Here is a 25,284-nt window from a genome sequence, read left to right as displayed (position 1 = left end):
CGGGTTCAGGCCGACACGCGCAGGGCGGTGCTCAACGCGGATCGCGAGGTGATCCCCAACTTGGGGAAGATCCTGTAGAGGTGGGAGCTGACGGTTCGATGGGAGAGATAGAGCTTCTCGCCGATCTCCCGGTTCGTCAGGCCGTCGGCCGCCATCTGGGCGATCTGGAGCTCCTGCGCGGTCAGCACGTCGCGCGCTTCGCTGATGCGACTGCGGCTGCTCTCGCCGGAGGCCCGCAACTCCTGGCGCGCTCGCTCGCTCCAGGGGATCACCCCCAAGGCATCGAACGTCTCTCGCGCCATGCGCAGGGGCGCCCGCGACTCGGCCGTACGCCGCTGGCGCCGCAGCCATTCCCCGTACGCCAGGTGCACCCGGGCCCGCACGAAGGGCCATCGCCGCAGGTCGGCCGCGATCGCGGCGGCGAAGAAGGGCTCTGCCGCCGCCTCGTCGGCCAGAACGGCCCGGGCGTAGCGCAGGTCGGCGTGCAGGGCCGGCGACGGTGTGGCGAGCGCCACTGTCTCCATTTCCTCGATGATGCCGGCGATCGCGCGGCCTTGACCGCTGTGCACCGCGGCGTCCGCGAGTTCGGCGACGGAGAAGCAGCGTAGCGCCAGGTGGAAGGCCGGATCGGCGGGGTCGTGCATCCGTCGCAGATGGTCGAAGGCGTCGGCGTAACGTCCCTCGCCCAGCGCGGCGAGCCCGCGCGCGAGTTGCACCGTGGCCAGAACGGGGCGGGCTCCGACGGGCAGGGCCACCTGCTCGGCGGCCATCCCGAGGATCTCCACGCGATCCTGCTCGCCGCGTAGCGCGGCGAGCACCGCGCCCGAGGCCTGGGCGATGGCGTGCATCAGCGGCTGGGAGGTCTCGTGCGCCAGACGGGCGGCCTCCTCGGCCGCGGGAATGGCCACGCTCAGGTCGGCCAGCCGGGCCGCGCTCCACGCCTGTGCTCCGAGGTCCCGTGCCAGGAGGCTGAGCCGGCCCTGCGCGCGCAGGACGGGCAGCGACGCGGCGCAGAATTCCTCTGCCAGGTCGAACGCCCCCACCATCAACGCCGAACTGCCGAGGAGGCGGGCGGGCGGGCGGCCGCCTGTCGGGTGGGCGGCCAGACGGCGTAGCCGCTCGATCACGACCTTGCCGCGCTCGATCGGAGCCGCGAACGCCAGGACCGTCAGCAACCGCCCGTCCAGATCGTCGACGGGCAGGGCCTCGGCCACGGTGACGACGCGTTGCCGGGCCCGCTCGTCGGCGTGAGCCCAGAAGCATCGCAGGGACGCACTGGACAGGAGCTTCAGTGCGAGATCGACGTCTCCCTGCGCCGCCGTGCTCTCGGCGAGGTCGGCCAGTGCGTGCGCCGCCGCGCTGTCGTCGCGGATGCCGTCCTCGAAGTTCTCGCGGATCCACACGACACGGGCCCGCTGCCGGGCCGACAGCCGCAGCCGCTCGCCTTCGCCCAGCAGTCGCACGACGATGTCGCGCCGTCCCATCTCGGCCGCGTACTCGGCGGCCAGGACCAGCCGTTCGCACCGGTGATCGGGGTTCTCGCTGAGCCTGACCGCGTGCTCCAGCGCCGCGACGGCCGACAACAGGTCGCCCCGGCGTCGTACGCTTCCGGCCGCGGTCTCCAGTTCGGCGGCGATGGTCTCGTCCGGCCTGGGGGTGGATGCCGCGCGGTGCCAGAGGCTGCGGTCGGGCCGGCCGGTGAGGACGCCGGCCAGGGCGGCGTGCGCGGCGTGCCTCTGGGAGACGCTCGCGCCCTGGTAGATGGCCGAGCGCATGAGCGGGTGCCGGAACGTCACTTCGGTCTCGTGCACGTCGACCAGCCGTACGGTGACGGCGGGAGCGAGATCGTCCGCGGTGACGGGGAGACCGGTGATCAGCGCGGTGGCGTCGAGGGTCTCGGAAAGGGTGGTGCTGTCGTTGAGCGCGGCCACCAGCAGCGTGGTCCGGACGGCCGGCGGCAGCCCCGACATGCGGCCGGTGAACGTCTGTTCCAGACGGGTGGTCAGCGGGAGCCACCCCGGCGGCAGGGGCCTTCTCCCGTTTCGCGTGTCCGCGGTGATCGGCAGTTCGACGAGGGCGAGGGGGTTTCCCGCGGCCTCCCGCAGCAACCGTGTGCGCACCGCCGAGGTCAGGGTGGGGCTGTGCGTTTCCAGCAGGGCGGTCGCGGCGGCGTCGTCGAGCCGATCGAGGAGCAGTTCCGGCAGCCCTGCCCTGTCGAGCGGGCTCTGGAAACCGTCGCGGATGGCGGCCAGCAGCAGGATCGGTTCCGAGTCCAGCCGCCGCGCGACGAACGCGAGCACGTCGGCGCTGGCGCGGTCGAGCCAGTGGGCGTCCTCGACCAGGAGCAGGACGGGCGAGCGGGCGGCGGCCTCGCCCAGGAGGTTCAGCGTGGCCAGGGCGATGAGGAACGGGTCCGGCACCCGGACGTCGGTCAGCCCGAACGCTGCTCCCAGCGCGTCACGCTGCGGGGTGGGCAGCTCCGCGAACTCGGTACGAAGCGGAAACAGCACCTGATTGAGACCGGCGAAGGGCATGTGTGTCTCTGATTCCACGCCGGCCGTCCGCAGGATTCGCATGCCATGTGCGGCCGCGAGCCCGGCCGTGTCCAGCAACAGGGCCGTCTTACCGATTCCCGCCTCGCCGCGCACCAGCATCGCCCCGCCGGTCATGCGGACGCCGTGCACGAAATCTCCGAGACGCCGCTGTTCGGACTCCCGCCCGAAAAGTGAAGGTGTGGTGTCAAGGGTGGGGGTGACGAGGGGGCCGCCGGGGACGAGCACCAAGCCGGCGTCGTTAACGAGGGTCAAAGGATTCCGGCCTTTCACTGATGCGCTCGATCGGGGGCGGACGTCGTCAGGCGGCGGCTTCGCGGATGAGGTCGGCGACCGTGGCGGGCTGGGAGACGTGGACGGCGTGGCCGACGATGACTTCGACGACCTTGGCTCCGGCGCGCTCGGCCATCATGCGCTGGGCCGGCGGCGGGATCATCCGGTCCTCGGTCGCCACGAGATACCAGCTGGGCTTGTGCCGCCAGGCCGATTCGCCCTGGTCAGGGGCGAACGCGGCGATGTACACCAACGACGTGACGTTGGGGTGCGTGCCGGCCTCGCTGATGACGATTCCGCCGTAGGAGTGGCCGACCAGGACGGCCGGGCCGTCGAGGCCGTCCAGGACCCGGCGGGTCGCCGCGACGTCATCCTCCAGCGACAGCGTCGCGTTCCGCACGATGTGGTTGCGGACGATGTGGTTCTGGACGATGTGGACGCGCAGTCCTGCCCTGGTCAGCTCCTCGTGGACACCCTGCCAGCCCGATCCGTCCACGAATCCACCGTGTACGAGCACGATGTTCCTGATGGTGGTCATGGGCGCTCCCGAGCTGGGCGGACAGGCTCGGAGCCCGTCCTGGTGCTCTCCATCCAAGTCGCGCGCACGCGGCCCGGCCACGCAGAACAGGACGCAGAAGTAGCGCGGAGACCGTCAGGGGGCGGCGTTCGCCAGTTCGTGGCAGCGGGTGCTCGCCTCGGCGTCGCCGACGGCCTGGTACACCTCGGCCGCACGCGCGTAGGCGTGGCGGCTCTCGCCGGTCCGCTCCTCCTCTGCCAGCATGGCCGCCAGCGTCTCCAGGGAGCGGGCCTGCGGGACGGGCAGCTGGACCTGCTCCATGAGGCTGATCGCCTCGGTGAGCTTGGTGATCGCCTCGGCCCGGTCGCCGAGCAGTCCCAGGCATTCGCCGACGCGGGCCAGCGCGATCGGCCGGATGACCGCCGCGACGCTCGGTGTCGCCCCCGAGCGGTCGTCGTCCAGCAGGGCCAGCAGGTCGAGGTACTGCTCCAGTGCCCTGGCGTGGTGTCCGGCATCGCGAAGGCAGGTGCCGAGGGCGCCGAGAGAGTGGCAGTAACGATCGATGTCGCCGTTCTTCTTGTGTATCTCCGCCGCCCGGGTCTCCGACGCGATGGCCTCGTCGAGCCGCCCGAGCCGTCGAAGCGCGCCCCCCGCATGGTGGAGGGCCAGGGCGACCTGCGCTGTGGCACCACCGCGGGTGGCCAGCTCCGTCGCCTGGGCCGTGTAGCGCAGTGTGGTCTCCGGGTCGTCCCGTGGCAGCAGATGGACCCAGGCCAGCATGTTCAGCAGCACCGCCTGCCGGGCCGGATCGCCCAGCGCGGCGGCGGCCTCGGCGCCGAGGGTGAAGACCTCGTACCAGTGCGGCGCGTGCATCCACCGGTCGGAGAACCAGTCCATCGACTCGGCGCAGTCGAGGACGGCGGCGTACCGGCCGATGCTCGCCCCGTGGCGTAACGCGCCCAGCCAGTTGTCCGCGTTCACACGCAGCCAGCGGTCGGCCTCCTCCGGGGAGGACAGGCCGGTGGTGTCGGGGCCGGCGTGACCAGGATCACCGTACCCGGGTTCGAACCACCGTCCGGCGGTCGTCGCCATCCGCAGCAGCCACGATGTCATCGTCTCGGTGAACGCGTCGCGATCGGCCGCGGGCTCCTCCTGCTGAAGCCGGTCGCGGGCGAACAGCCGGACCAGGTCGTGGAAGCGGTAGCGGCCCGACGTGCTGTCCTGCAGCAGACCGAGGTCGACGAGTTCGTCGAGGGCGTCCCATGCCCCCTCGATCGACGTGCCGCCCACCACGGCGGCCAGGGCGGCGTCGAAGTTGTGCCCCGGCACCAGGGCGAGCCGGCGGAAGACCCGCCGCGGCGCGTCGGCCAGCTGCTCGTAGGACAACCCGAAGGCGGTGGCGATCCTGAGATCGCCGGCGCTGAGCTGGTCGAGGCGGCGCTCCTCGTTCGTCATCCGGGCGGCGAGGTCGGCGGCGTTCCAGCCGGGGCGGCTGACCAACCGATTCCCGGCGATCCGGAGTGCGAGGGGCAGACCGCCGCACATCTGTGCGAGTTGTGAGACGGCCGATCCGTCGTCCGAGGCGCCGCGGTCCTTGAGGATTCCCGTCAGCAGCTCGGTGGCTTCGACCAGGGGCAGGGACCCGAGACCGAGTCTGCGCACTCCTTCCAGGCCGGCCAGCAGGCGGCGACTGGTCACCAGGGCCTTCCCCGCGCCGCCGCCCGGCAGCAGCGGCCGGACCTGCTCCTCGGAGGCGGCATTGTCGAGCACGATCAGCACGTGCCGGTCACGCAGCAGGGACCGGTACAAGGAAGCTCGCCCGGCGACGTCGCGCGGGATCTGCTGCTCCGCCGTGCCGAGTGCGCGAAGCAACATGCCGAGGGCGTCGTCGGCGGCCAGAGGCTGTGGAGACATACCGAACAGGTCGAGGAAGAGCACCCCCTTGGGGAAGTCCGGCCTCAAGGTGTGGGCGGCGCGGACGGCCAGAGTGGTCTTGCCCAGCCCGGCGGAGCCGGTGATGAGCACCACACTCGCGTTCCCAGCGCCTAGGAGCTCGCTGATCCAGGCCAGTCCCGCGGCCCGGCCGGTGAAGTCGTCGACGGAGCGCGGCAGCTCGCACAGCCCGGTCGGGCGGTCCCAGTGATCGCGCAGGCGGCCCTCGCGCGCCAGCTCGACGAGCTGTTTGCGGTCGGCGTCCGTCAGGCCGAGGGCGCCGGCCAGTGCGGTGACGGTCCGATGCTGGGGGCCCTTGCTGCGTCCGCGTTCCATGTCCGACAGCGTCCGGGCGCTGACTCCCGAGGCCTCGGCGAGCTGCTCCAGTGTCAGACGCGCCGCGTGCCGATGACGGCGCAGCACCTCGGCGAAGCTGGGTGGGGTGGTGATCGGGTGCTCCTACTCCGCGAAGCAATGGAGATCACCCACAGCTTACGGGGAAGACCGGTGACAGCGGCTTCAGCCTGAATCACGACCTGCAGTCACATGGCGCTCGGTGACGCAGTCAGGTGACGCACGCGCGGCAGGCGGGCCGGTTTCTACGGTGTGCCCCATGAACGCAGATCGCGCCACAGGCAGCGATGCCACGGCGTCCACCACCCACTCGAGTAGGCGAACCTTCCTCGCCCGGGCGGCCGTCGCATCGGCGCTGCCCCTGGCCGCCGGCCTGCTCGGGGCCGGTGAGGCGCAGGCGGCCGCCGTACTCCCCGACTACGCGCCCATCCCCGAGGCGTCGAAGGGCCCGGCGCTCAACGACAGGGGCTACTTCGTCGGCCGGATCGACGGCGACCTGCACTGGGTCACCGACTCCTCCTACCAGGCCATGTTCCTGACCACGCGCCAGGGCGTCGTCCTCGTCGACGCGCCACCCACCATCGGGCACAACCTGCTGCGCGCCATCGAGGAGGTCACCAGGGCGAACGGCCGTCCCCGGAAGGTGACCCACCTCGTCTACTCCCACTCGCACGCCGACCACATCGGAGCCGCCTCGATCTTCGGCAGGGACGTCGTGCGCATCGGGCATACCGAGACCGCGAGATTCCTGCGCCGGGACGCGGACCCGAACCGGCCGGCGCCCACGCTCACCTTCGACGACCACCACGTCCTGCAGGTCGGCGGCGAGCGTCTCGAACTGGCCTACCACGGCCCCAACCACTCACCCGACAACATCTTCGTCTACGCCCCCAAGCAGGAGACGCTGATGGTGGTCGATGTGCTCTATCCCGGCTGGGTGCCGTTCAAGAACCTCGCCGTCTCCCAGGACATCCCCGGCTGGCTGCGGGCCCACGGCATCGCCATGAGATATCCGTGGCGCACCCTCGTCGGCGGTCACCTCGGCCGCCTCGGCGCCCGCGCCGACGGACACCTGCAACAGCGATACCTGGCCGACCTGCAGACCAGCGTCCGTGACACGGTCTCCAGCCTCGACCCGGCGCCGTTCTTCGGCAAGTACGGTCCAGCCGGCAACTCGTGGGCGGTCTTCGCCGCCTACCTGAACGCGGTCGCCGAGCAGGCGGCCGCCCCGGTCATCGCCGACTACCTCGGCATTCTGGCCGCCGCCGACGTGTTCACCAAGGACAACGCCTTCGGCCTGCTGGAGTCTCTGCGGATCGACGCCGGTCTGCTCGGCCCCTTCGGCATCCGTCCCTGACCGCGCCGCGGACGTGCGTGGTCAGGGGAGGTGGCGGCGTACCCACTCGGGGTCGGGGTTGACGTGAGGGCTGCCGGCGACCACGACGGTCGGCACCGTCTCGTCGCCGCCGATGGCGGCGCGGACCGCCGCCGCGCCCTCGGGGTCCTGCCAGATGTTCACCCAGTGCAGCCGCCGGGCGTCGCGGGCGAGACGCAGCCGGAGCCGGAGGCAGTAGCGGCAGCCCGGACGCCAGTAGACGATCGGGCGGCCGTCTACTGCCTCGCTGCGGCGCCGCGCCTCGGCCGCGCCGATCGACCTCGGGAACACCAGGGGAGACAGCAGGACGGCGGCGAACAGAAACAGCAGGAAGAGCGTGACGGCACCGCCGGTTGACCCCTGGGCCGACTGCCGGAACGCCGAGGCGATCCCGCAGGCCAGGAAGACGACCGGCAGTGTCCATCCGCGCAGCATGGTGGTCACGCTATCGGGCGGTTCTCCGGCGCCGCAAAAGTTGGTAGGTCACGTGGCCGATCCGCGCGCGTCCGCGTGACTGGATCCGTCCGTCCCGGGAACCTGGCGAGGACCCGATCACTGGTGTCGAGGACGGAGGGGTGGACGAGCCGATGGCGACCACCGCGGGCGGGGCCCGCGCCGGGCTGGAACCGGTCAGTCTCCGGCTGCCGGGCATCGTGCTGGGAGTGGGACTGGGCGGGTTCGCCGACGGAATCCTGCTGCACCAGATCCTGCAGTGGCATCACATGCTGAGCGGCACCGACAGTGATCACATCGGCGTGCGGTACTACGATCCGCGCACCGTCTCCGGGCTGGAGATGAACACGGTGTGGGACGGCCTGTTCCACACCGTGTGCTGGCTGGCGGTCCTGGCCGGCCTGGCGATCCTGTACTCCCGGGTCACGCGGGACCGCCGCCGGGTGTGGGGCTCGCGGGTGCTGTGGGGCTGGATCCTGGCCGGATGGGGACTGTTCAACCTCGTCGAGGGCGTCGTGGACCATCACCTCCTGGCCATCCATCACGTGCACGGCGGGCCGTACCGGCTGTGGTGGGACATCGGGTTCCTCGTCCTGGGCGCGCTGCTGGTCGCCGGGGGCTACCTGCTGGCGCGGAGCGGGCGCTCTTTCGAGCTGGACGAGCAGTGACAGAACACGGCGCCCACGTCGCGGGCTCGCTGCCGATCCTGGCCGTGCTCGGGTGCGCGATCGGTTACCTGTGCCTGGCGCGGCGGGCCCGCCGCCGCAATTCCGCGCGGGGCTGGAGCCGGTGGCGTACGGCGGGGTTCGTCGCCGGGCTCGCCTTGCTGGGCGCGGCGCTGGCGCCGCCCGTCGCGTCGTTCGCCCACGCCGACTTCCGCGGTCACATGGTCCAGCACCTGATCGTCGGCATGTACGCACCGCTCGCGCTGGTGCTCGGCGCGCCGGTCACCCTGGTGCTGCGCGCCCTGCCCGCCGGCGGCGGGCGGCGGCTGACCGCCGTGCTGCACAGCCGTCCCGCCCGGGTGGTGGCGCATCCGGTGGTCGCGCTGCTGCTGTCCACCGGCAGCCTCGTGGTGCTGTATTTCACCCCGCTCTACAACGCGGCCACGGCGTCGGCGGCGGGGCACTGGCTGCTGCACGCGCATTTCCTGCTGTCGGGCTGCCTGTTCGTCTACGTGATCGCCGGGCCTGATCCGGCCCCGGGCCGGCCCGGGGTCCGTGCCCGCCTGGTGTACCTCGGCTGCGCCGTCGCCGTGCACGCCGTCGTGGCCCAGTTGATGTACGGCGGCTTCTGGGTGGACGTGCACGCCCCGGTCGCCGAGGTCCAGGGCGGCGCGGAGATCATGTACTACGGCGGCGACATCGCCGAGCTTCTCCTCGCGGCGGCTCTGGTCGCCACGTGGCGGCCCGCGCCCCGCACGGGTGCGGGGCGCGGGCCGGCCGTCACGCGGTACGCGCGGCGATCTTGGTGAGGAGCGGCTGCACCAGGCGGGCCGCCAGGGGGCCGAAGGCCGCGAGGATGAGGACGTACGCGGCGGCCAGGGCGCCCAGATCGGGGTGGGCGCCGGCGGCCACGGCCAGCCCGGCGATGACGATGTTGAACTCGCCGCGGGGGATGAGCGCGATGCCGGCGCGCACCCGTCCGGCGCGGGCGATGCCCGCGCGGCGGGCCGCGTAGATTCCGGTCATCAGCTTGGTGATCATCGTGACCAGGGCGAGGCCGGCCGCCAGCCCGGCCGCGGGCAGGATCTTGGTCGGGTCGGTCTGCAGGCCGAAGAAGACGAAGAACACGGCGGCGAACAGGTCGCGCAGGGGAGCGAGCAGCGCGTGGGCGTCCTCGGCGAGCTCGCCCGACAGGGCGATGCCGACCAGGAACGCGCCGACCGCGGCCGAGACCTGCAGCTGCTGGGCCAGCCCGGCCACCAGCAGCGCGAGCCCGACCACCTTGAGCACGAGCACCTCGGAGTTGGGGCTGGCGACGAACGCCTCGATGTAGCGGCCGAAGCGGAGCGCGACGAGCAGCACCACGCTGACCGCGGCCAGCGCGATGGCCACGGTGACCGCCCCGGCGACGAGGCTCAGGCCGGCCAGCATGGCGGTCAGGACCGGGAGGTAGACCGCCATCGTGAGGTCTTCGAACACCAGCAGCGACAGCACGACCGGGGTCTCGCGGTTACCGATCCAGCCCAGGTCGGAGAGGACCTTTGCGGTGATTCCGGAGGAGGTGGCGTAGGTGACGCCCGCCATGGCGACCGCGGCGACGGGTCCCCAGCCGAGCAGCAGGGCGAGGATCGCGCCGGGGGCGGCGTTGAGCAGGAGGTCGACCAGACCGGCGCGGGCGTTGCCCTTGAGGCTGGTCACCAGTTCGTCGGCGTTGTATTCCAGGCCGAGGGTGAGCAGCAGGAGGATGACGCCTAATTCGGCGCCGGTGGCGATGAAGTCCTCGCTGGTGCCCAGCGGGAGGATGCCGCCGGTGCCGAAGGCGAGGCCGGCGAGGAGGTAGAGAGGGATGGGGGAGATGCCGACGCGCAGCGCCAGTGCTCCGAGAATGCCGAGTCCGAGGACGACGGCGCCGAATTCGAGGAAGAGTATTGCGGTGTTGTGCACGCGCTGCCCTCAGCCGCTGGCGAAGATGTCGGCGACGGCGGTGGTGCTCTCCTCGCCGCCCACCACGACCACGATGTCGTCCCCGGTCAGGACGAAGTCGGGTGCGGGGCTGGCGAAGACGCGTCCGGCGCGGACCACGGCGACGATGGAGGCGCCGGTGCGGGTGCGCACCTGCGCGTCGCCCATGGGACGGCCGTCGTAGCGGGAGCCGGGTGTGATCAGAACCTGGAGGCTGACCAGGCCCTCGACCTCGCGGTGCATGGCGTTCAGGCGCTGGACGATGCGGGGGGCGCCCAGGAGCTCGACGAGCGCGTCGGCTTCCTCGTCGTTGAGTTTGACGGTCTCACACGCTCTGTCGGGATCGTCGGGGTCGTAGATGACGAGGTCGCGCCGTCCCGTGCGGTGGGAGACGACCCCGATGCGCCGGCCCGAGCGGGTGGTGAACTCGTGCCGCAATCCGATCCCCGGCAACACCGTCTGCTCGACGTCCACGGCGCCGCTCCTCCGTTCGTGAGATGTCATTACTTGTCCGGAGAACCTACCAATAAGACGCCGTCGTCCCGCCGCCGGTGTCGCTGGCGGCGGGACGACGGCGCTCGGGCGTCAGGCCGCCTGGTCGTCGGCGATCCAGATCGCACGCCAGTTCGGCTGCTCGTGGTAGCGGCGCAGCTCGGCGAGGCCGGACAGCCATCCGGTCCAGGCGCCGTACGGCGGGTTGGCGGTGTCGAAACCGCTCTGGACGAAGGTCAGGCGGGTGGCGCCGCCGGTGTCCTCCAGGTCCCAGGTGACGACGCCCATCGGTCCCCAGTCGACCGAGATCGCGCTGTCGGGAACCAGGTCGATGATCTTCGCGGGCTGGGGGTTGGCGTCGAGGCCGCCCATCGCGAAGCGCCCGCCGACGTACGGCTCGATGCCGATGGGGTACCCGAACCACTCGGTGGCCTTGTCGGAGTCGATCAGCGACTCGTACACCGTGGACACGGGCGCGGCGATGTCCAGGTGACCGCGGAAGTCGGTGGTGGTGTAGTCGGGCTGCGGGCCGATCTCCCGTTCCTGCACGTGGTCGGCGAGGTTGGAGAGGGCGAGCGACCAGAACACCTGCAGCACCCCGCGGATGCTCGCCCCGGTGATGGCGTCCTGGAAGTCGAAGTGGGTCTGCGACAGGGTCAGGACGGTCGTGGCGGCGTCCTCCTCCCGCAGGGTGATCTCCGTGGTGGTCTCCTCGCCGTCGAGCAGCCAGGCGAAGCGCAGGGTGTGGTCGTCGGCGTGCAGCAGGCGCTGGTGGGGGGCCTCGCCCTCGGGGGTCCGGCGGCCCCAGAACTCGTACCGCTCGGGCAGGTCCACCTCGGCGTGCTCGGCCAGCCACACCCGCATCGCCGCGGGGTCGGTGAGCGCGTGGCGCACCTCCTTGATCGGGGCATCGAGGCGGACACGGATGATCATCGGCTCACTCACTGTCGTCTCCCTTGGGGTAGCAGGCCACGGCGAGTTTGAAGGCGTCGCCTTCGGTGCCGCCGTAGCGGGTGAACAGGTCCTGAAGTGCGGACCGCAGGTCGTTGAGGAACTCCTGACGGCGTTCGGGGGTGACGCGTATCTCCCCGGAGACGCCGATGGACGGCAGTTCCGGCGCCGTCCGGTCGAGGGCGGCGACGTCGGCCTGCACCTGTTCCATCAGGTCGAGCAGGTAGCCGAGGCTGAGCTCGTCCTGCCTCCGCCGCAGTCCGCCGATCCGGCCGACGAGGCCGGGCGACAGCCAGTAGGACCTGGCGCTCGCCCGGTAGATGCCCTCGGTGATGCCGCGCACCCGCCGCTCGGAGACCTGCTGCACCAGGCCGGCCTCCACGAGGCGTTTGACGTGGTAGTACACGCGCTGGGGGGTCTGGCCGAGCACCGCCGCCACCTCGGTGCAGGTGCGCGGCTCGGCCAGTTGCCGCAGCACCTCGATGCGCTGCGGCTTGAGCAGGGCTTCCGCCTGCTCGATCTGATCCAGGTACAGGACGTCTCTCATCGCAAAAACAATCCTGTACGTAAAAAATCTCTTTGTCAATGGGGTACGCGTACGGCCTGCCGGGCGTCCTGGCAGGCCGTACGGGTCAGCGAGTTGGTCAGCGGCTGGGCGCGCCGATGACGGAGGTGCCGATGACAAGGTGGCGGGCGGGATCGCAGCCGAGGAGTTCCTCGACGATCTGGTCCCGCAGGGCCGCCGTGAAGGTGATGTGCAGACCGGCCGCGGTGGCCAGCAGGTAGACGGTCTGGCTCAGGTGGCCGACGTCCATCATCAGCGCCCGGTAGACCCGGGGGAAGGTGTACTTCCACTGGTTGCGGGCGATGACGCTGGTGTAGAAGATGAGCGCCCCGGCGCCGGCGACCCAGTCCTGGTCGCCGACGGCGGCCACGAGCCGCTCGTCGTCGAGACGGCGGCCGAGGAACTCGAGGGTGTGGTCGGCGGCGGCGTAGTGGTAGGCGCCCGGCTCGAGGCCCTGGACGTTGCGCGCGTAGAGGTAGAACTCGGTCGGGTGGCGGGCGCCGCCGGAGGGGCTGGTCTTGAACACCCGCTGCCAGGAGTCGGTCACCACCCCGTCGGGGTCGAGGTCCACACCCGCCTGGGTCAGCGGGCCCTCGGCCCGCGGCAGCGGTCCCGCGGCCGTCTTGAGCAGGGCCGCGACGGTCTCCAGCGGCAGCGCGGCGGGCCCGAAGTAGCGGCGGCTGCGGCGCCGGTGCAGCACGTCCATCAGGTCGCGATGGCGCCAGACGCCGGGGTCGGCGTCGGGCAGCGCGAGGCGGGTGGCGCCGGGCAGGGACCAGAACGCCGGAGGCGGCGGGTCGGTGAGAACCTTGGCTTCGAGGTCCTCGTTGTCCTGTTCGGCGGTGCGCATGGCGGTGCCGGCATGGGAGCGGGTGGAGAAGTGGTAGGCGCGCGCCAGCGGCCCCCACGGCTGCCAGGCCTCTTCTATGGCCTGTTCGCGCTGATGGCGGGGCCCGTTCTCCGCGATCAGGATGTCGTGCTGGGCGAGGACGGTGGCGACCCGGTGCCAGTGGGCGGCCTCGTCGGGATCGCCCCCCAGCTCTCGCACCGAGCCCAGGTCGCGAAAGCCGGTGAACCACCGCAACACGCGCTCGACACCGTCGGTGAGGGCGAACTGGCGATGGTCGAGGTAGTCGTCCCAGACCAGTTGGCCGGCGTCCCACAGCAGGGCGCCGCAGCCGGACAGGCGTACGTTCACGACGGGTCTCTCACTTCTCGTTCGGGGGCGGGGCCGGGAGCGCGCGGGCCGCCTCCCGGCCGCGGCGTGCCGCCGCCAGATGAGGGTGGTCCGGCGCCGCCCGGCCCAGCAGCTCAACGGCTCGGCTGTAGCAGGTGTGGGCCTCGCCGGGCTGACGGCGGGCGCGGTACAGGGCGCCGAGATTGATCAGGGTGACGGCGGATTCCGGGTGGCCCGGACCCAGGACCGCGTCCTTGACGGCCAGGGCGCGGATGTAGTGGGCCAGGGCATCGTCCAGGTCACCGCGACGATGCCGCAGCGCGGCGAGGTTGTGCAGTGCGGCGGCGACGTCATGGTGCTCCGGGCCGTACGCGGCCTCGAAGACGGCCAGGGCGCGCCGGAGCAGCGCCTCGGCCTCGTCCGGGCGTCCGCGGCCCTCCACGAGCGCGGCCCAGGCGGCGAGGTCCGCGGCCACCCTCGGGTGACGCTCGCCGAGCAGCCGGGCGCGGACCTCCACCGCCCGGCGAGCCCACGGCTCACCGGCCTCGTGGTCCCCACGGGCGTGGGCGAGCCCGCCCAGGTTGTGGCAGACGGAGGCGACGTCCTCGTGCTCACCGCCGTGGGCCGCCTCCAGGATCGCCAGGGCCCGCCGGTAGAGGGCCTCGGCCTGCTGGAATCGGCCGGTGTACTTGCCCAGCACACCCCACTCGTTGCACACCTTGGCCACTTCCACCGACTCCGGGCCGAAGACCCGCTCCGCGGCGGGAAGAGTGAGAGTGAACAGCAGCCCCGCCCTGCGGTAGCGGCCGCACATACGCCACGCGCTCGCCAGCTCGCACTGGGCGTGGACGCGCAGCGCGTCCTGGCCCTGGCGCCGGGCCTGGCCGGCGGTGGCCCGGAACGCCCGCTCCGCCTCCTCGAAGGCTCTTGCCGCGCACCGCTCCCGCGCGTGCCGCAGCAGCTCCGCCGCCCCGGCGGGACGGGACTCGCCGCTCACCTGGCCTCCCGTACGACGTCACGACCGTGGGCGGCGTCCGCCTCCCGGAGCCGGTGAGCCCGGGGAGGCGGACGCCGAGACGCACTCACGCCTCGATCAGAACCTCGTTGTGGTTGACGTCCATGTGGGCGTGCGGTTCGCTGTAGGCGTCCTCGTGGGTCTCGAACACCGCGACCTCGTTGTGGTTGAGGTTCAGGGCGGACTCCGGCTGGGCGTAGCCGTCCTGATGGACCTCGAACACCGGAGTCTCGCTGTGGTTGTAGGTGAGGGCGGACTCGGGCTGGGTGTAGCCGTCCTGGTGGACCTCGAACACTTCGGACGTCCTCTGCGACATTAAGGGCGCTCCTTCCGGGGGACTCCTGTGACGGCCGGCCCGAAACCGGCCTCGTACAGGCGGGGTGACCACGCACCCCCATTACTCTGGCTCCGACTCCGGAAGCATCTCAGCGGCACGATCTCTCGCCAGGTCCAGTGAGGGCCGGTTCACCGGCGATACTGGTCCGTTGTGCGAGCCCCGCGACACGAGGAGACCGAGCACGTGCCCGACACGCACGACCACGCGCGCCCCGGTGTGGACACATCGCCCGGCGGCGACCGGCTCGCCCTGCGGGCAAACTGCGCCGACTGCTTCGGGTTGTGCTGCGTGGCGCTGCCCTTCGCCGCCTCGGCCGACTTCGCGATCACCAAGGACGCCGGCCGGCCGTGCCCCAACCTGGGGGCCGACTTCCGCTGCGGCATCCACGCGCGCCTGCGTGAGAGCGGCTTTCCCGGCTGCACCGTGTACGACTGCTTCGGGGCGGGGCAGAAGGTCTCGAAGGTGACGTTCGGGCGCAGCTGGCGGGAGGAGCCCGCGAACGCGGGGCGGATGTTCGAGGTCTTCGCGGTGATGCGGCACCTGCACGAACTGCTGTGGTACCTCGGCGAGGGACTGTCACTGCCCGAGGCCCGACCGGTCCACGCCGAGCTGCGCCGCGCGTTCGAGGATACCGAGCATCTCACCCTCTCCGGCCCGGGCGAACTGCTGGCTCTGGACGTCGCCGCTCACCACGACGCGGTCAACGGGCTGCTGCTGCGGGTCAGCGAGCTGGTCCGGGCGGCGGCGGGAGGCCCCGGCAGTGGTGGCGGGAGCCGGGGTGGGAAGGGTCAGGGTGGCAAGGGCCGCGAGCGCCGGAAAGCCGATCATCGGGGTGCCGACCTCGCCGGCGCCCGGCTGAGGAGGGCCGACCTGCGCGGGGCGAATCTCAGGGGAGCCTGCCTCATCGGCGCCGACCTGTCGGGAGCCGACCTGCGCGGCGCGGATCTGATCGGAGCTGATCTGCGGGCGGCCGACCTGCGCGGGGCGAACCTCGCCGAGAGCCTCTTCCTCACCCAGCCCCAGGTCAACGCCGCCCGGGGTGACGACGCGACGAGGCTTCCGCCCGCTCTCGGCCGCCCGGCGCACTGGACGCTTCGCCAACAGTAAGGCCGTCGCCGGCGGTGGGGTCGTAGTCGTAGAGCCAGGCCGTGGCGCGTTCGTAGGCGAACGGGAAGACGACCGGCATGATCAGGTTCCGGAGCCGGCGGGCGATCGGGCCCAGAGCCTTGGCATCCCTGTTGTCGTCCCCGGCCTTGAGCATCCTGGCGACGCGGTCCCGCCGCGCCCGGCCGTACGAGGCGAGGGCCGTGGGCACGGCGGTCGGTACAGCAGTGGGTGTGCCGCCGGCGGCCGCCAGGCAGCGGGCCAGCGTGACGGCGTCCTCGATCGCCATCGACGCGCCCTGACCGGCGCCGACGGGGTGCCAGGCGTCGCCGGCCAGGACGATCCGGTCGTCGTGCCAGACCGGCACCGTCGCCAGGGCGTGCATGAGCGTCGGGCGCCGTACGCTCGTCGCGGCGCGCAGCAGGGCGGACGGCGTCTCCTCGTGGCGGTAGAGGTCCCGGAGGTCGTCCAGGCCGGCCTCGTCCGGTCCGGGGGGCGCTGCGGAGGCGACCTGGGCGGACCACCACACCTCGCCGTCCGGGGCGGCCAGGTAGACGAACGCGCCCCTGCGGCCGAAGACCATGTTGAAGACGCCGGGTTCGACGTCGACATTGACGCCGACGCCGTGTGAGACGCCCGAGACGGAGTAGAACCCGGCGTACGCCGGTTCGGGTGCGGCCGGGTCGAGCACGCGCCGGGTCGCCGACCAGATGCCGTCGGCGCCGACGAGGAGGTCCGCGCGGGCGGTGCGACCGCTCACGAACTCGGCCCGGATGCCGCCGCCGTCCCGGACGGCGCCGGTGAGCCGTTCGCCGGTGACGAAGCGTGCGCCGTGGGCGGCGGCGCGGGCGCGGAGTGTCTCGACGAGGCGCCCGCGTTCGAGGGTGACGCTGTGCAGGGGCTCGCCTTCGGGGCGTCCGCGCGGTGCGTCGCCCAGGAGTTTGCCGGTGTCGGCCCACAGGCGCTGGCGCGCCACGCCGAAGCCCGCCTGCTGTACGGCTTCGAGGCAGCCGAGCGCGCGCAGGCCCTTGAGCCCGTTGGCGGCGAGGCTGAGGAACGAGCCGACCGTTCCGGCGGGGTCGGCGTACGCCTCGTAAACGGTGACCTCGGCTCCGACGCGCCGCAGCGCGAGCGCGGTCGTCGCCCCGGCCACCCCGCCGCCTGCCACGATGACCTGCATCCCGTCCTCCTGAATCTCGGTTCACTGAATAGTTATTCGGCGAATTGCGATTCAGTATGATGTCGCCCATGAACGAGCGTCAAGGCGGGGTGCGCAAGGCGAGGGCGGCCGAGACCCGGGCCGCGCTGAAGGACGCCGCGCGCCGCCTGTTCATGGAACGCGGCTACCTCAACACCAAGATCGCGGACATCGCGGCGGAGGCCGGGCGGGCCACGGGGTCGTTCTACGAGCACTTCAAAAGCAAGGAGGAGCTGCTCCAGGCGCTGATGGCCGACCTGGAGGGCCAGGCCGACGAGGAGATCGGGGCGGCCGGGCATCCCCGCGACCACGACCTCACCGACCGGGCGCAGCTGCGCGGGCACATGGCCGTCGCCTGGAGCGTGCTGCGGGCCAACCTGCCGGTCGTGGCGGCGCGGATGCAGGCGCTGATCGCCGAGCGCCCGGCCTCCGGCGCCGCCTGGGCGAGCCTGACCGCCGAGTCGGAGGTGCTGCGCGACCACCTGGAGTATCTGCGGGAGCGCGGCCACCCGCTGCCGGGCGATCCCGCCCTGCTCGCCCCGATGATGGCGGCGATGCTGTCGATGTTCGGCTACGCCGTCCTCACCGCCGGCGAGCACGGGCCCGCCGCCGGCGACGACGAGATCGTCGACACGCTCACCGGGCTGCTGCTGCACGGCCTGGCCGGCGGTGAGAGCGCCGGGCCCGGCCTCGTGGGGCAGAACAGTTAGCCGGGCAGGGCGCCGGCGACGGCGGTCGCGTCGAGTTCGTCGCTGACGGTCAGGCGCGGCGTGAGCCCGGCGCGGGCGACGGCCTCGGCGGCCTCCCCGGCCTGGCCCCGGCTGGTCTCCACCAGCAGGTGCCCGCCGGGCGCGAGCCAGCGGGCGGCCTCCGCGACGACCCGCCGGACGACGTCGAGCCCGTCCGCGCCGCCGTCGAGGGCGACCTTCGGCTCGTGGTCCCGCGCTTCGGGCGGCAGCAGCCCGATCGCGTCCGTCGGCACGTACGGCGGGCTGGCCACGATGAGATCGATCCGGCCGCGCAGGTCGCCGGGCAGCGGCGCGTACAGGTCGCCGTGGTGGACCCGGCCGCCCGCGGCGGCGAGGTTGCGGCGGGCGCAGGCGACGGCGGCGGGATCGACGTCCACGGCGTGCAGCGTGATCGGTCCCACGGCGGCGGCCAGCGCGGCGCCGATCGCGCCGGAGCCGCAGCACAGGTCGGCCACGACCATCCCCGGCCGCGCGAGCGCGACCGCCTCGCCGAGGAGGAAGGCGGTGCGGGGCCGGGGCACGAACACCCCGGGTTCGACGGACAGCCGCAGGCCGCAGAAGTCGGCCCAGCCGAGGACGTGTTCGAGGGGCAGGCCGGCGACGCGCCGGTCCACCATGGCGTCGAGTTCGGCGGGCGTGGCCGCGGCGGAGACCAGCAGACGGGCCTCGTCCTCGGCGAACACGCACCCGGCGGCGCGCAGCCGGGCCACGATCGAGGGCGGAGCGGGGGAGCAGGATGTCAGGGACATGGGGAGCCTTCCGGAGTGCGAGGGCGCTCCCGGGGCCGCCTTGCCTCTAGAGGGCCGTACGCACGCAACCCACAGGCAGGGGGAGAAGGGAGCACCCGACCAGTTCAGCGGTAATGGGGCTCACCTCCTCGCGTCGTCGCCGCCGTGGACGGCACATTATCAGAGCGCGCCTTCATCCCCAGCGAAGAGGCGGGCGCCGGGTTGGTCATCCGCATCTCGCGGGCCTAGGATCACCGCCATGAAGTTCACTTCCTTCTTCCACCTCCGCTAGCCGCCGTCGGCGAAGCGAGGAACGACCCGTCGCCGACGAGGCGGGGCGGCGCCGTGCCGTCCCGGGCTGACGCGGGAGAAGAAGGATCACCATGCGCGTTCGCGCTGTCACTCTCACCGCTCCGCGTCCCAGCGCTCCCGCCGTCACGTGACGGCGGCGAGCCTGGTGGCGCGGTGCGTCCACGGGCTGGAGCCGACGCTCGCCGCAGAGATCCTGCGGCGCGGCCTCGGCGTCATCACACACATCGGGCATCGCGAGGTGCGCTTCCGCGCCTCGCGCCTGCCCGCCCTGGGCCTGCGCACGGCGGACGACGTGTTCCTGCTGGCGGCGCAGGGCCCCGACGTCGGCACGACCCGGCAGGGCGCCGCCGCGCTCGCGGGGCTCGCCGCCACACTCGCCGGTGCGGCCGACCTCGCCGCGCTGGCGCGGCTGCGCGGTGAGCACGGCGGCCCCCGCGGGCTCACCGGCGTCGAGGTGTCGGCGTCGTTCCTGGGCAGGCGCGCCTTCACCAGATACGACGTGGAGGACGCGGTGGGCCGCGTCCTGGCCGGCCGGCTCGGGGTCGGCTACCACTCACGGCGTGGCGCGGTCGCACCGCCGCCGGGTCACAGCGGCTGGCGCGTCACGCTGGACGGCGAGCGGGCCACGCTCCTGCTGCGGATCGCCGAGCGCCCCCTGCACCGGCGGGACTACAAGCGGCAGTCGGTCCCGGGAACCCTGCACCCCCCGCTGGCCGCCGCCATGGTGGCGATGGCCGGCGTCGAGCCCGGCGACACGGTTCTCGATCCCTGCTGCGGCGCCGGGACGCTGCTGATCGAGGCGGCGCGGCAGGGTGCGGCCGCCCGCCTGTACGGGTTCGACCTGGCCGGGCGGGCGGTGGCGGCGGCCCGGGAGAACGCGGCCGGGCTGCCCGTCGCCGTCGCTCGCGCCGACGCCGGACGGCTGCCGGTGCGGGACGGCGTCGCCCACCGCGTTCTGGCGAACCCGCCTTGGGGTGGTCAGGTCGCCCCCGGAGGCCTGCTCGCCGCGTCCCCGGCGCGGTGGTGGGCGGAGGTGCGCCGGGTGCTCGCCCCCGGCGGGGCCGCCGTGGTCCTGCTTCCCGGCGTCGGCGACCTGCCCCTCGCCCTCCGTCAGGGCCTCACGCCCGTGCACCTCCAGCGCGTACGGATCGCCGGGGCGGAGTCGTTCCTCGTCCGGTTGACGGCGCCCAGGCCCGCACGCGGGGCGCGATGAGGCGGCCCCGCCCTACACGTCCCCCGCCCGCACGACCGGCTCCGTGGAGGGGCCCGCGGCCGGCCCGGCGGGGAGCAGCGACGCCGGCACCAGGCCGAGGACGACGAGCCCCGCCATGACCGGCAGGGTGGATCCTGTGGCGGGGGCCGCTGTGGCCGTCACTCCCGTGGCCGTCATCCCGGCGGCCACGGCGATGCCCAGGCTCGGGCCGATGTTCATCACCGTCTGTTTCAGCCCGCCGACGACTCCGGCGTACCGGGCCGGGGCGTCGCCGACGACGGTCCCGGTCGCGGTGACCATGACGGTCGCGAACCCGGCGCCGACGAGGGCGAAGGCCGCGCAGGCGGCCGCCTGCGCGGCGTCCGGGCCGAGCCGGGCCACGGCCGCGACGCCGAGGGCGGCGAGCGCCGTCCCGGTGACCGCTGTACGGCGTGGGCCGTGCCGGCGCAGGGCGGCGGCTGCCAGGGGCGCGCCGAAAACCATGACCACCGTCACGGGAAGCAGCCGCACGCCCGCCGCGAGGGGGCCGAGCCCGAGCCCCTCCTGCAGCGCGAAGGTGACGGCGAACAGCGCGCCGAACACGCCGCCGGTGACGGCCAGCAGGAGCAGCATCGACGCTGTCACCGGCAGGGACCGGACCACCAGGGCCGGCACGATCGGATGCGCGGCCCGGCGTTCGTGCGCGGCGAAGACGGCCGACAGGGCCGCGACGGCGAGGAACCCGAACAGCGTCGGCCCGGCGGTCCACCCGTGCCCGGGCACGCCGGCGAGTGTATGGACTCCCAGGGCCAGCACGATCGTGAGCAGGGCCGCGCCGGTGAGGTCGAGCCGCGGCCGTAGGGAGGTGTCGGGCGGGGGCGTGCGCACGGCGAGGGTGAGCGCGGCGATCAGGACGGCGATCGGGACCTGGAGCACGAAGACGGTGCGCCAGCCCAGCTCGGCGACGACGGCCCCGCCCACGACCGGCCCGGCGGCACCGGCCACACCGATGGCGCCGGTGCGGACGGCGATCGCCGTACCGAGCCGGTCCGCCGGGTAGGCGAGCCTCAGCAACGCGAGGGTCGCCGGCTGGAGCAGCGCGCCGAACAGGCCCTGGAGGACCCGCAGCCCGATCACCCAGCCGATCGCGGGAGCGAGCGCGATGCCGGCCGAGGCGGCCGCGAAGCCGAGCACGCCGGCGAACAGCATGCGCCGGTGGCCGTACCGGTCGCCGAGCCGTCCCGCGACGACGAGGAGCGCGGCGACCGCGACCATGTAGCCGGTGCTGGTCCACTGGACCTGCGTGAGGCTCGCGGCGAGGTCGTGCTGCAGGCTGGGCTGCGCCACGACCAGGACCGTGCCGTCCAGGGCGACGACCATCGCACCCGCCGCGCTCACCGTCAGCGCCAGGCGCGGTCGCGGGGCTCCGCTCACGGAACCGCGGGCCCGAGGTGGGCGTCGAGCACTTCGGCGACCAGCCGGTCGAGACGTTCGCCGTCCGGTACGCCGACGTGGGCGTCGAGGACGAGTCGCAGGCTGCCCCACGTCCACAGCTGCGCGAGCCCGTGCAGGGCGGACCAGAAGGCCGCCGCCGCCACCGCGGGGTCCTCCGGCGGGTTCCCCGCACTCCGGCACTCGGCGACCAGCGCGACGAGGCGCTCGAACAGCGGCAGCGTGGACTCCCGCAACCTCGGCCCGCCGGACCCGTGCCTGTCGCTGTCGAGCAGCTCGTGGCGGAACATCAGCTCGAACATGCCGCGGCACTCCAGCGCGTACGCGACGTACTCCCGCGCGAACACCCGCAGCAGGTCGCGCGGTGAGGTCAGCCCCGCCATGGCGGCGGCGAACCGCGCTTCGAGGTCGGCGAAGCCCCGGCGGGCGATGGCCGACAGCAGCGAGTGGTGGGTGGGGAAGTACCGGCGCGGCGCGCCGTGCGACACCCCCGCCCGGCGGGCGATCTCCCGCAGGCCCACAGCGGTGGTTCCCTCGGTCATCACGAGGTGGACCCCGACCTCCACCAGCCGCTCCCGCAGGGAGCCCTCAGTTGACATAGACACTGTCTACCACTGCGCGTAGACACTGTCTATCGCTCGGAAAGTTTCTTCGAAGAAATCCGGGAGGCGGTGTCGGATCGGGGCGGTGGCGTTCGTAGCAGGGGTGAGGCCGCCCAGAAGGGGCGGCGCCAAGGCGGAGGAAACGCGCTCATGAAGCTGACGACCATGACTCAGGTCACCATCGACGGAGTGATGCAGGGAAACGGCGGCGCGTCGGACGAGGACCGCAGGAACGGGTTCGAGCGCGGCGGATGGGCCCTGGGGAAGGGCGACGACGAGACCCACGCGTTCATCAAGCAGACCTACCAGCGCGCCGACGCGTTCCTGCTCGGCCGACGGACCTACGAGCTGTTCGCCGGCTCGTGGGGGTCCTGGACCGTCCAGGATGTCCCCGGCTGGGAGCCCGTCCTGAGGGCGTTGAACACACGGCCCAAGTACGTCGCGTCGGCCACACTCGCCGACCCGGCGTGGTCGGGCACCACCGTCCTGTCCGGCGACCTCGCGACCGCCATAGCGGACCTCAAGGCCAAGCCGGGCGGTGAGCTGCAGGTGCACGGCAGTGGCGCCCTGACACGCTGGCTGCTGGAGAACGATCTGGTCGACGAGATGACCCTGATCGTCGTTCCCGTCGTTCTCGGCCAGGGCGCGCGGCTGTTCCCGGACGCCGGCCGGGATCTCGCGCTCGACCTGGTCGAGTCGCGCGTCGACTCGAAGGGCGTGACGACCCAGGTCTACCGGCCGGCCGGGCGCCCGCAGTATGCGACGGCCTGAGGGCCCCGACCGGCCGGGATGAAGGCGGCGGTGCGCTGGACCGCGGTCACGCGCCGACGTAGTCGGCGAGGTGCTCGCCGGTGAGGGTGGAGCGGGCGGCGACGAGGTCCGCGGGGGTGCCCTCGAAGACGATCCGTCCGCCGTCGTGGCCGGCACCGGGCCCGAGGTCGATGATCCAGTCGGCATGCGCCATGACCGCCGGGTGGTGCTCGATGACGATGACCGACTTGCCGGAGTCGACGAGCCGGTCGAGCAGGCCCAGCAACTGCTCGACGTCGGCGAGGTGGAGGCCGGTGGTGGGCTCGTCGAGGACGTAGACGCCGCCGTCGTCGGCCATGTGGGTGGCCAGCTTGAGCCGCTGCCGCTCGCCGCCCGACAGGGTGGTGAGCGGCTGGCCGAGGCTGAGATAGCCGAGCCCGACGTCGGCGAGCCGGCGGAGGATGGCGTGCGCGGCGGGGGTGCGGGCCGGGCCGGCGCCGAAGAACTCCTCGGCCTCGGTCACCGGCATCGCGAGCACCTCGCTGATGTCCTTGCCGCCGAGGGTGTAGCCGAGCACCGCGGCCTGGAAGCGCTTGCCCTCGCACTCCTCGCAGGTGGTGGCGACGCCCGCCATCATCGCGAGGTCGACATAGATGACGCCCGCGCCGTTGCAGGCCGGGCAGGCGCCCTCGGAGTTGGCGCTGAACAGCGCCGGCTTCACGCCGTTGGCCTTCGCGAACGCCTTACGGATCGGGTCGAGCAGCCCGGTGTACGTCGCGGGGTTACTGCGCCGCGAGCCGCGGATCGCGCCCTGGTCGACCGACACCACGCCCGCGCCGGCGGGGATCGACCCGCGGACGAGGGAGCTCTTGCCCGAGCCGGCCACGCCGGTGACGACGACGAGGACCCCGAGCGGGACGTCGACGTCGACGTCGCGCAGGTTGTGGGTGCGCGCGCCGCGGATCTCCAGCCTGCCGGAGGGCGTGCGCACCGTCTCCTTGAGGCGGGTCCGGTCGTCGAGGTGGCGGCCGGTGACGGTGCCGGCGGTCCGCAGCCCCTCGACGCCGCCCTCGTAGCAGACGGTACCGCCCCCGGTGCCCGCGCCGGGGCCGAGGTCGACGACGTGGTCGGCGATCGCGATGGTCTGCGGCTTGTGCTCCACGACGAGCACGGTGTTGCCCTTGTCGCGCAGCCGCAGCAGCAGGGTGTTCATGCGCTGGATGTCATGGGGGTGCAGGCCGGTGGTGGGCTCGTCGAAGACGTAGGTGACGTCGGTGAGCGAGGAGCCGAGGTGGCGGATCATCTTGACGCGCTGGGCCTCGCCGCCCGACAGCGTGCCCGAGGGCCGGTCGAGTGAGAGATAGCCGAGGCCGATCTCCGTGAACGAGTCGAGGGTCTGCCGCAGCGTGGCCAGCAGCGGGGCGACCGACGGCTCGTCCAGGCCGCGCGCCCACTCGGCCAGGTCGCTGATCTGCATGGCGCAGGCGTCGGCGATGCTGATGCCGTTGATCTTCGAGGACCGGGCGGCCTCGCTGAGCCGGGTGCCGCCGCAGTCGGGGCACGCGGTGAACGTCACGGCCCGCTCCACGAACGCCCGGACGTGCGGCTGCAGCGCGTCCTTGTCCTTGGACAGCATCGACTTCTGGATCCGCGGGATCAGGCCCTCGTACGTGAGGTTGATGTTGTCGACCTTGATCTTGGTCGGCTCCTTGTGGAGCAGGTCGCGCAGCTCGGTCTCGGTGAAGTCGCGGATCGGCTTGTCGGGGTCGAAGAAGCCGGAGCCGCTGAAGATGCGGCCGTACCAGCCGTCCACGCTGTAGCCGGGGATCGTGAGCGCGCCCTCGTTGAGCGACTTGGAGTCGTCGTACAACTGGGTCAGGTCGATGTCGGAGACCCGGCCCATGCCCTCGCAGCGGGGGCACATGCCGCCGGTGACGTTGAAGCTGCGGCGCTCCTTCACGGTCTGCCCGGCCCGCTCGATGGTGACCGCGCCCGCCCCGCTGATCGAGGCGACGTTGAAGGAGAACGCCTGGGGCGAGCCGATGTACGGCGTGCCGAGCCGGCTGAACAGGATGCGCAGCATCGCGTTGGCGTCGGTGACGGTGCCGACCGTGGAGCGCGGGTTGGCGCCCATCCGCTGCTGGTCCACGATGATGGCCGTGGTCAGGCCGTCGAGCACGTCCACCTCGGGCCGTGCCAGCGCCGGCATGAAGCCCTGCACGAACGCGCTGTAGGTCTCGTTGATCAGGCGCTGCGACTCCGCGGCGATCGTGCCGAACACCAGCGAGCTCTTGCCCGAGCCGGAGACGCCGGTGAAGACGGTCAGCCGGCGCTTGGGAATCTCGACGCTGACGTCCTTGAGGTTGTTCTCCCGCGCTCCGTGCACGCGGATCAGATCGTGGCTGTCGGCGGCGTGCGGCGGGGTGTCCGGGCTCAAGGGCAGGCTCATCGTTTCTATGTCTCCATCTGCGTATTACGCGGGGTCGTGCCGGCGGTCTGCGGGCGCGGCAACGGCCCCCCTGTCTACCCGATCGGGGGCTCCGGCGCGGCGGCGCGGCCCCGGCGGGGCCGCGCGCT

General features: G+C 72.6%; 23 protein-coding genes. 7 read left to right on the top strand and 16 right to left on the bottom strand.

Annotated elements, in window-relative coordinates; all coding sequences use genetic code 11:
• Positions 1–5 precede the first annotated feature (5 nt).
• From F5972_RS15555 to F5972_RS15545, 3 genes are all read right to left on the bottom strand, one after another.
• Entirely contained in the window at positions 6–2,780 is a 2,775-nt protein-coding gene (locus tag F5972_RS15555) for a helix-turn-helix transcriptional regulator (RefSeq protein ID WP_225311574.1), read from the bottom strand.
• 73 nt (positions 2,781–2,853) lie between these two features.
• On the bottom strand, positions 2,854–3,363 hold the full coding sequence (locus tag F5972_RS15550; RefSeq protein WP_150934202.1) for an alpha/beta fold hydrolase: 510 nt from the start codon (positions 3,361–3,363) through the stop codon (positions 2,854–2,856).
• Positions 3,364–3,477: 114 nt separating this feature from the next.
• Complete coding sequence (locus F5972_RS15545; protein WP_150934201.1) at positions 3,478–5,697, bottom strand: ATP-binding protein; 2,220 nt, start codon at positions 5,695–5,697, stop codon at positions 3,478–3,480.
• Positions 5,698–5,887: 190 nt separating this feature from the next.
• Here F5972_RS15545 and F5972_RS15540 point away from each other — a divergent pair, with 190 nt between their 5' ends.
• Positions 5,888–6,985, top strand: coding sequence for an MBL fold metallo-hydrolase (locus F5972_RS15540; protein ID WP_150934200.1), 1,098 nt, complete (start codon positions 5,888–5,890; stop codon positions 6,983–6,985).
• A gap of 21 nt (positions 6,986–7,006) precedes the next feature.
• Here the strand turns inward: F5972_RS15540 and F5972_RS15535 are convergent, their stop codons facing one another.
• The gene (locus tag F5972_RS15535; RefSeq protein WP_150934199.1) at positions 7,007–7,438 is read right to left on the bottom strand and encodes a glutaredoxin domain-containing protein; all 432 of its coding nucleotides are present in this window, start codon (positions 7,436–7,438) and stop codon (positions 7,007–7,009) included.
• A gap of 140 nt (positions 7,439–7,578) precedes the next feature.
• Between F5972_RS15535 and F5972_RS15530 the strand changes: the two genes are divergently transcribed.
• Positions 7,579–8,124 carry a DUF2243 domain-containing protein gene (locus tag F5972_RS15530; RefSeq protein WP_225311515.1) on the top strand — a complete coding sequence of 182 codons (546 nt, stop codon included), beginning with the start codon at positions 7,579–7,581 and terminating at the stop codon, positions 8,122–8,124.
• Complete coding sequence (locus F5972_RS15525; protein ID WP_150934198.1) at positions 8,121–8,930, top strand: cytochrome c oxidase assembly protein; 810 nt, start codon at positions 8,121–8,123, stop codon at positions 8,928–8,930. Before F5972_RS15530 ends, F5972_RS15525 begins: the two co-directional genes overlap by 4 nt.
• On the opposite strand, the gene F5972_RS15520 is transcribed toward F5972_RS15525, so the two are convergent.
• From F5972_RS15520 to F5972_RS15490, 7 genes are all read right to left on the bottom strand, one after another.
• On the bottom strand, positions 8,902–10,065 hold the full coding sequence (locus tag F5972_RS15520; protein WP_150934197.1) for a cation:proton antiporter: 1,164 nt from the start codon (positions 10,063–10,065) through the stop codon (positions 8,902–8,904). The genes F5972_RS15525 and F5972_RS15520 overlap by 29 nt on opposite strands.
• 9 nt (positions 10,066–10,074) lie before the next feature.
• Positions 10,075–10,557 carry a cation:proton antiporter regulatory subunit gene (locus F5972_RS15515; RefSeq protein ID WP_150934196.1) on the bottom strand — a complete coding sequence of 161 codons (483 nt, stop codon included), beginning with the start codon at positions 10,555–10,557 and terminating at the stop codon, positions 10,075–10,077.
• A gap of 111 nt (positions 10,558–10,668) precedes the next feature.
• Positions 10,669–11,520 (bottom strand): SRPBCC domain-containing protein, encoded by an 852-nt coding sequence (locus tag F5972_RS15510; protein WP_150934195.1) that lies wholly within the window; start codon positions 11,518–11,520, stop codon positions 10,669–10,671.
• Positions 11,513–12,073, bottom strand: coding sequence for a helix-turn-helix domain-containing protein (locus F5972_RS15505; protein WP_150934194.1), 561 nt, complete (start codon positions 12,071–12,073; stop codon positions 11,513–11,515). Before F5972_RS15505 ends, F5972_RS15510 begins: the two co-directional genes overlap by 8 nt.
• A gap of 97 nt (positions 12,074–12,170) precedes the next feature.
• Positions 12,171–13,289 carry a SagB family peptide dehydrogenase gene (locus F5972_RS15500; protein ID WP_150934193.1) on the bottom strand — a complete coding sequence of 373 codons (1,119 nt, stop codon included), beginning with the start codon at positions 13,287–13,289 and terminating at the stop codon, positions 12,171–12,173.
• Between the two features lie 10 nt (positions 13,290–13,299).
• Entirely contained in the window at positions 13,300–14,265 is a 966-nt protein-coding gene (locus F5972_RS15495) for a tetratricopeptide repeat protein (protein ID WP_150934192.1), read from the bottom strand.
• An 85-nt stretch (positions 14,266–14,350) separates the two neighbouring features.
• Entirely contained in the window at positions 14,351–14,599 is a 249-nt protein-coding gene (locus F5972_RS15490) for a hypothetical protein (RefSeq protein ID WP_150934191.1), read from the bottom strand.
• A gap of 237 nt (positions 14,600–14,836) precedes the next feature.
• Between F5972_RS15490 and F5972_RS15485 the strand changes: the two genes are divergently transcribed.
• Complete coding sequence (locus F5972_RS15485; protein ID WP_150934506.1) at positions 14,837–15,727, top strand: pentapeptide repeat-containing protein; 891 nt, start codon at positions 14,837–14,839, stop codon at positions 15,725–15,727.
• Here F5972_RS15485 and F5972_RS15480 read toward each other — a convergent pair.
• The gene (locus F5972_RS15480; RefSeq protein ID WP_150934190.1) at positions 15,645–16,904 is read right to left on the bottom strand and encodes an FAD-dependent oxidoreductase; all 1,260 of its coding nucleotides are present in this window, start codon (positions 16,902–16,904) and stop codon (positions 15,645–15,647) included. The two genes, F5972_RS15485 and F5972_RS15480, sit on opposite strands and share 83 nt — an antisense overlap.
• 68 nt (positions 16,905–16,972) lie before the next feature.
• Here F5972_RS15480 and F5972_RS15475 point away from each other — a divergent pair, with 68 nt between their 5' ends.
• On the top strand, positions 16,973–17,632 hold the full coding sequence (locus F5972_RS15475) for a TetR/AcrR family transcriptional regulator (protein WP_150934189.1): 660 nt from the start codon (positions 16,973–16,975) through the stop codon (positions 17,630–17,632).
• On the opposite strand, the gene F5972_RS15470 is transcribed toward F5972_RS15475, so the two are convergent.
• On the bottom strand, positions 17,629–18,420 hold the full coding sequence (locus tag F5972_RS15470; RefSeq protein WP_150934188.1) for a putative protein N(5)-glutamine methyltransferase: 792 nt from the start codon (positions 18,418–18,420) through the stop codon (positions 17,629–17,631). The genes F5972_RS15475 and F5972_RS15470 overlap by 4 nt on opposite strands.
• Before the next feature lie 418 nt (positions 18,421–18,838).
• Between F5972_RS15470 and F5972_RS15465 the strand changes: the two genes are divergently transcribed.
• Positions 18,839–19,924 carry a methyltransferase domain-containing protein gene (locus F5972_RS15465; RefSeq protein WP_150934187.1) on the top strand — a complete coding sequence of 362 codons (1,086 nt, stop codon included), beginning with the start codon at positions 18,839–18,841 and terminating at the stop codon, positions 19,922–19,924.
• A gap of 12 nt (positions 19,925–19,936) precedes the next feature.
• Here F5972_RS15465 and F5972_RS15460 read toward each other — a convergent pair whose 3' ends face one another.
• Together F5972_RS15460 and F5972_RS15455 are read right to left on the bottom strand one after the other, a co-directional pair.
• Positions 19,937–21,337 (bottom strand): MFS transporter, encoded by a 1,401-nt coding sequence (locus tag F5972_RS15460; protein ID WP_225311514.1) that lies wholly within the window; start codon positions 21,335–21,337, stop codon positions 19,937–19,939.
• Complete coding sequence (locus F5972_RS15455) at positions 21,334–21,954, bottom strand: TetR/AcrR family transcriptional regulator (protein WP_150934186.1); 621 nt, start codon at positions 21,952–21,954, stop codon at positions 21,334–21,336. The genes F5972_RS15460 and F5972_RS15455 overlap by 4 nt, the downstream gene beginning before the upstream one ends.
• Positions 21,955–22,107: 153 nt before the next feature.
• On the opposite strand from F5972_RS15455, the gene F5972_RS15450 reads away from it, so the two are divergent.
• Entirely contained in the window at positions 22,108–22,728 is a 621-nt protein-coding gene (locus F5972_RS15450) for a dihydrofolate reductase family protein (RefSeq protein WP_150934185.1), read from the top strand.
• A 46-nt stretch (positions 22,729–22,774) separates the two neighbouring features.
• Here the strand turns inward: F5972_RS15450 and F5972_RS15445 are convergent, their stop codons facing one another.
• Positions 22,775–25,156 carry an ATP-binding cassette domain-containing protein gene (locus F5972_RS15445; protein WP_150934184.1) on the bottom strand — a complete coding sequence of 794 codons (2,382 nt, stop codon included), beginning with the start codon at positions 25,154–25,156 and terminating at the stop codon, positions 22,775–22,777.
• Between the last annotated feature and the right edge of the window lie 128 nt (positions 25,157–25,284).

Origin of the sequence: Microbispora cellulosiformans, assembly GCF_008728085.1 — a bacterium.
GTDB classification, from domain to species: Bacteria; Actinomycetota; Actinomycetes; order Streptosporangiales; family Streptosporangiaceae; genus Microbispora; species Microbispora amethystogenes.
Note: the sequence above shows the minus strand (reverse complement) of the source record. Positions and strands in the feature narration are given on the sequence as shown.

Coding starts and splice junctions, on each gene's coding strand:
- F5972_RS15505 (WP_150934194.1), bottom strand. CDS start 12,073: ATGAGAGACGTCCTGTACCTGGATCAGATCGAGCAGGCGGAAGCCCTG.
- F5972_RS15475 (WP_150934189.1), top strand. CDS start 16,973: ATGAACGAGCGTCAAGGCGGGGTGCGCAAGGCGAGGGCGGCCGAGACC.
- F5972_RS15535 (WP_150934199.1), bottom strand. CDS start 7,438: ATGCTGCGCGGATGGACACTGCCGGTCGTCTTCCTGGCCTGCGGGATC.
- F5972_RS15445 (WP_150934184.1), bottom strand. CDS start 25,156: ATGAGCCTGCCCTTGAGCCCGGACACCCCGCCGCACGCCGCCGACAGC.
- F5972_RS15540 (WP_150934200.1), top strand. CDS start 5,888: ATGAACGCAGATCGCGCCACAGGCAGCGATGCCACGGCGTCCACCACC.
- F5972_RS15480 (WP_150934190.1), bottom strand. CDS start 16,904: ATGCAGGTCATCGTGGCAGGCGGCGGGGTGGCCGGGGCGACGACCGCG.
- F5972_RS15490 (WP_150934191.1), bottom strand. CDS start 14,599: ATGTCGCAGAGGACGTCCGAAGTGTTCGAGGTCCACCAGGACGGCTAC.
- F5972_RS15455 (WP_150934186.1), bottom strand. CDS start 21,954: ATGTCAACTGAGGGCTCCCTGCGGGAGCGGCTGGTGGAGGTCGGGGTC.
- F5972_RS15550 (WP_150934202.1), bottom strand. CDS start 3,363: ATGACCACCATCAGGAACATCGTGCTCGTACACGGTGGATTCGTGGAC.
- F5972_RS15450 (WP_150934185.1), top strand. CDS start 22,108: ATGAAGCTGACGACCATGACTCAGGTCACCATCGACGGAGTGATGCAG.
- F5972_RS15470 (WP_150934188.1), bottom strand. CDS start 18,420: ATGTCCCTGACATCCTGCTCCCCCGCTCCGCCCTCGATCGTGGCCCGG.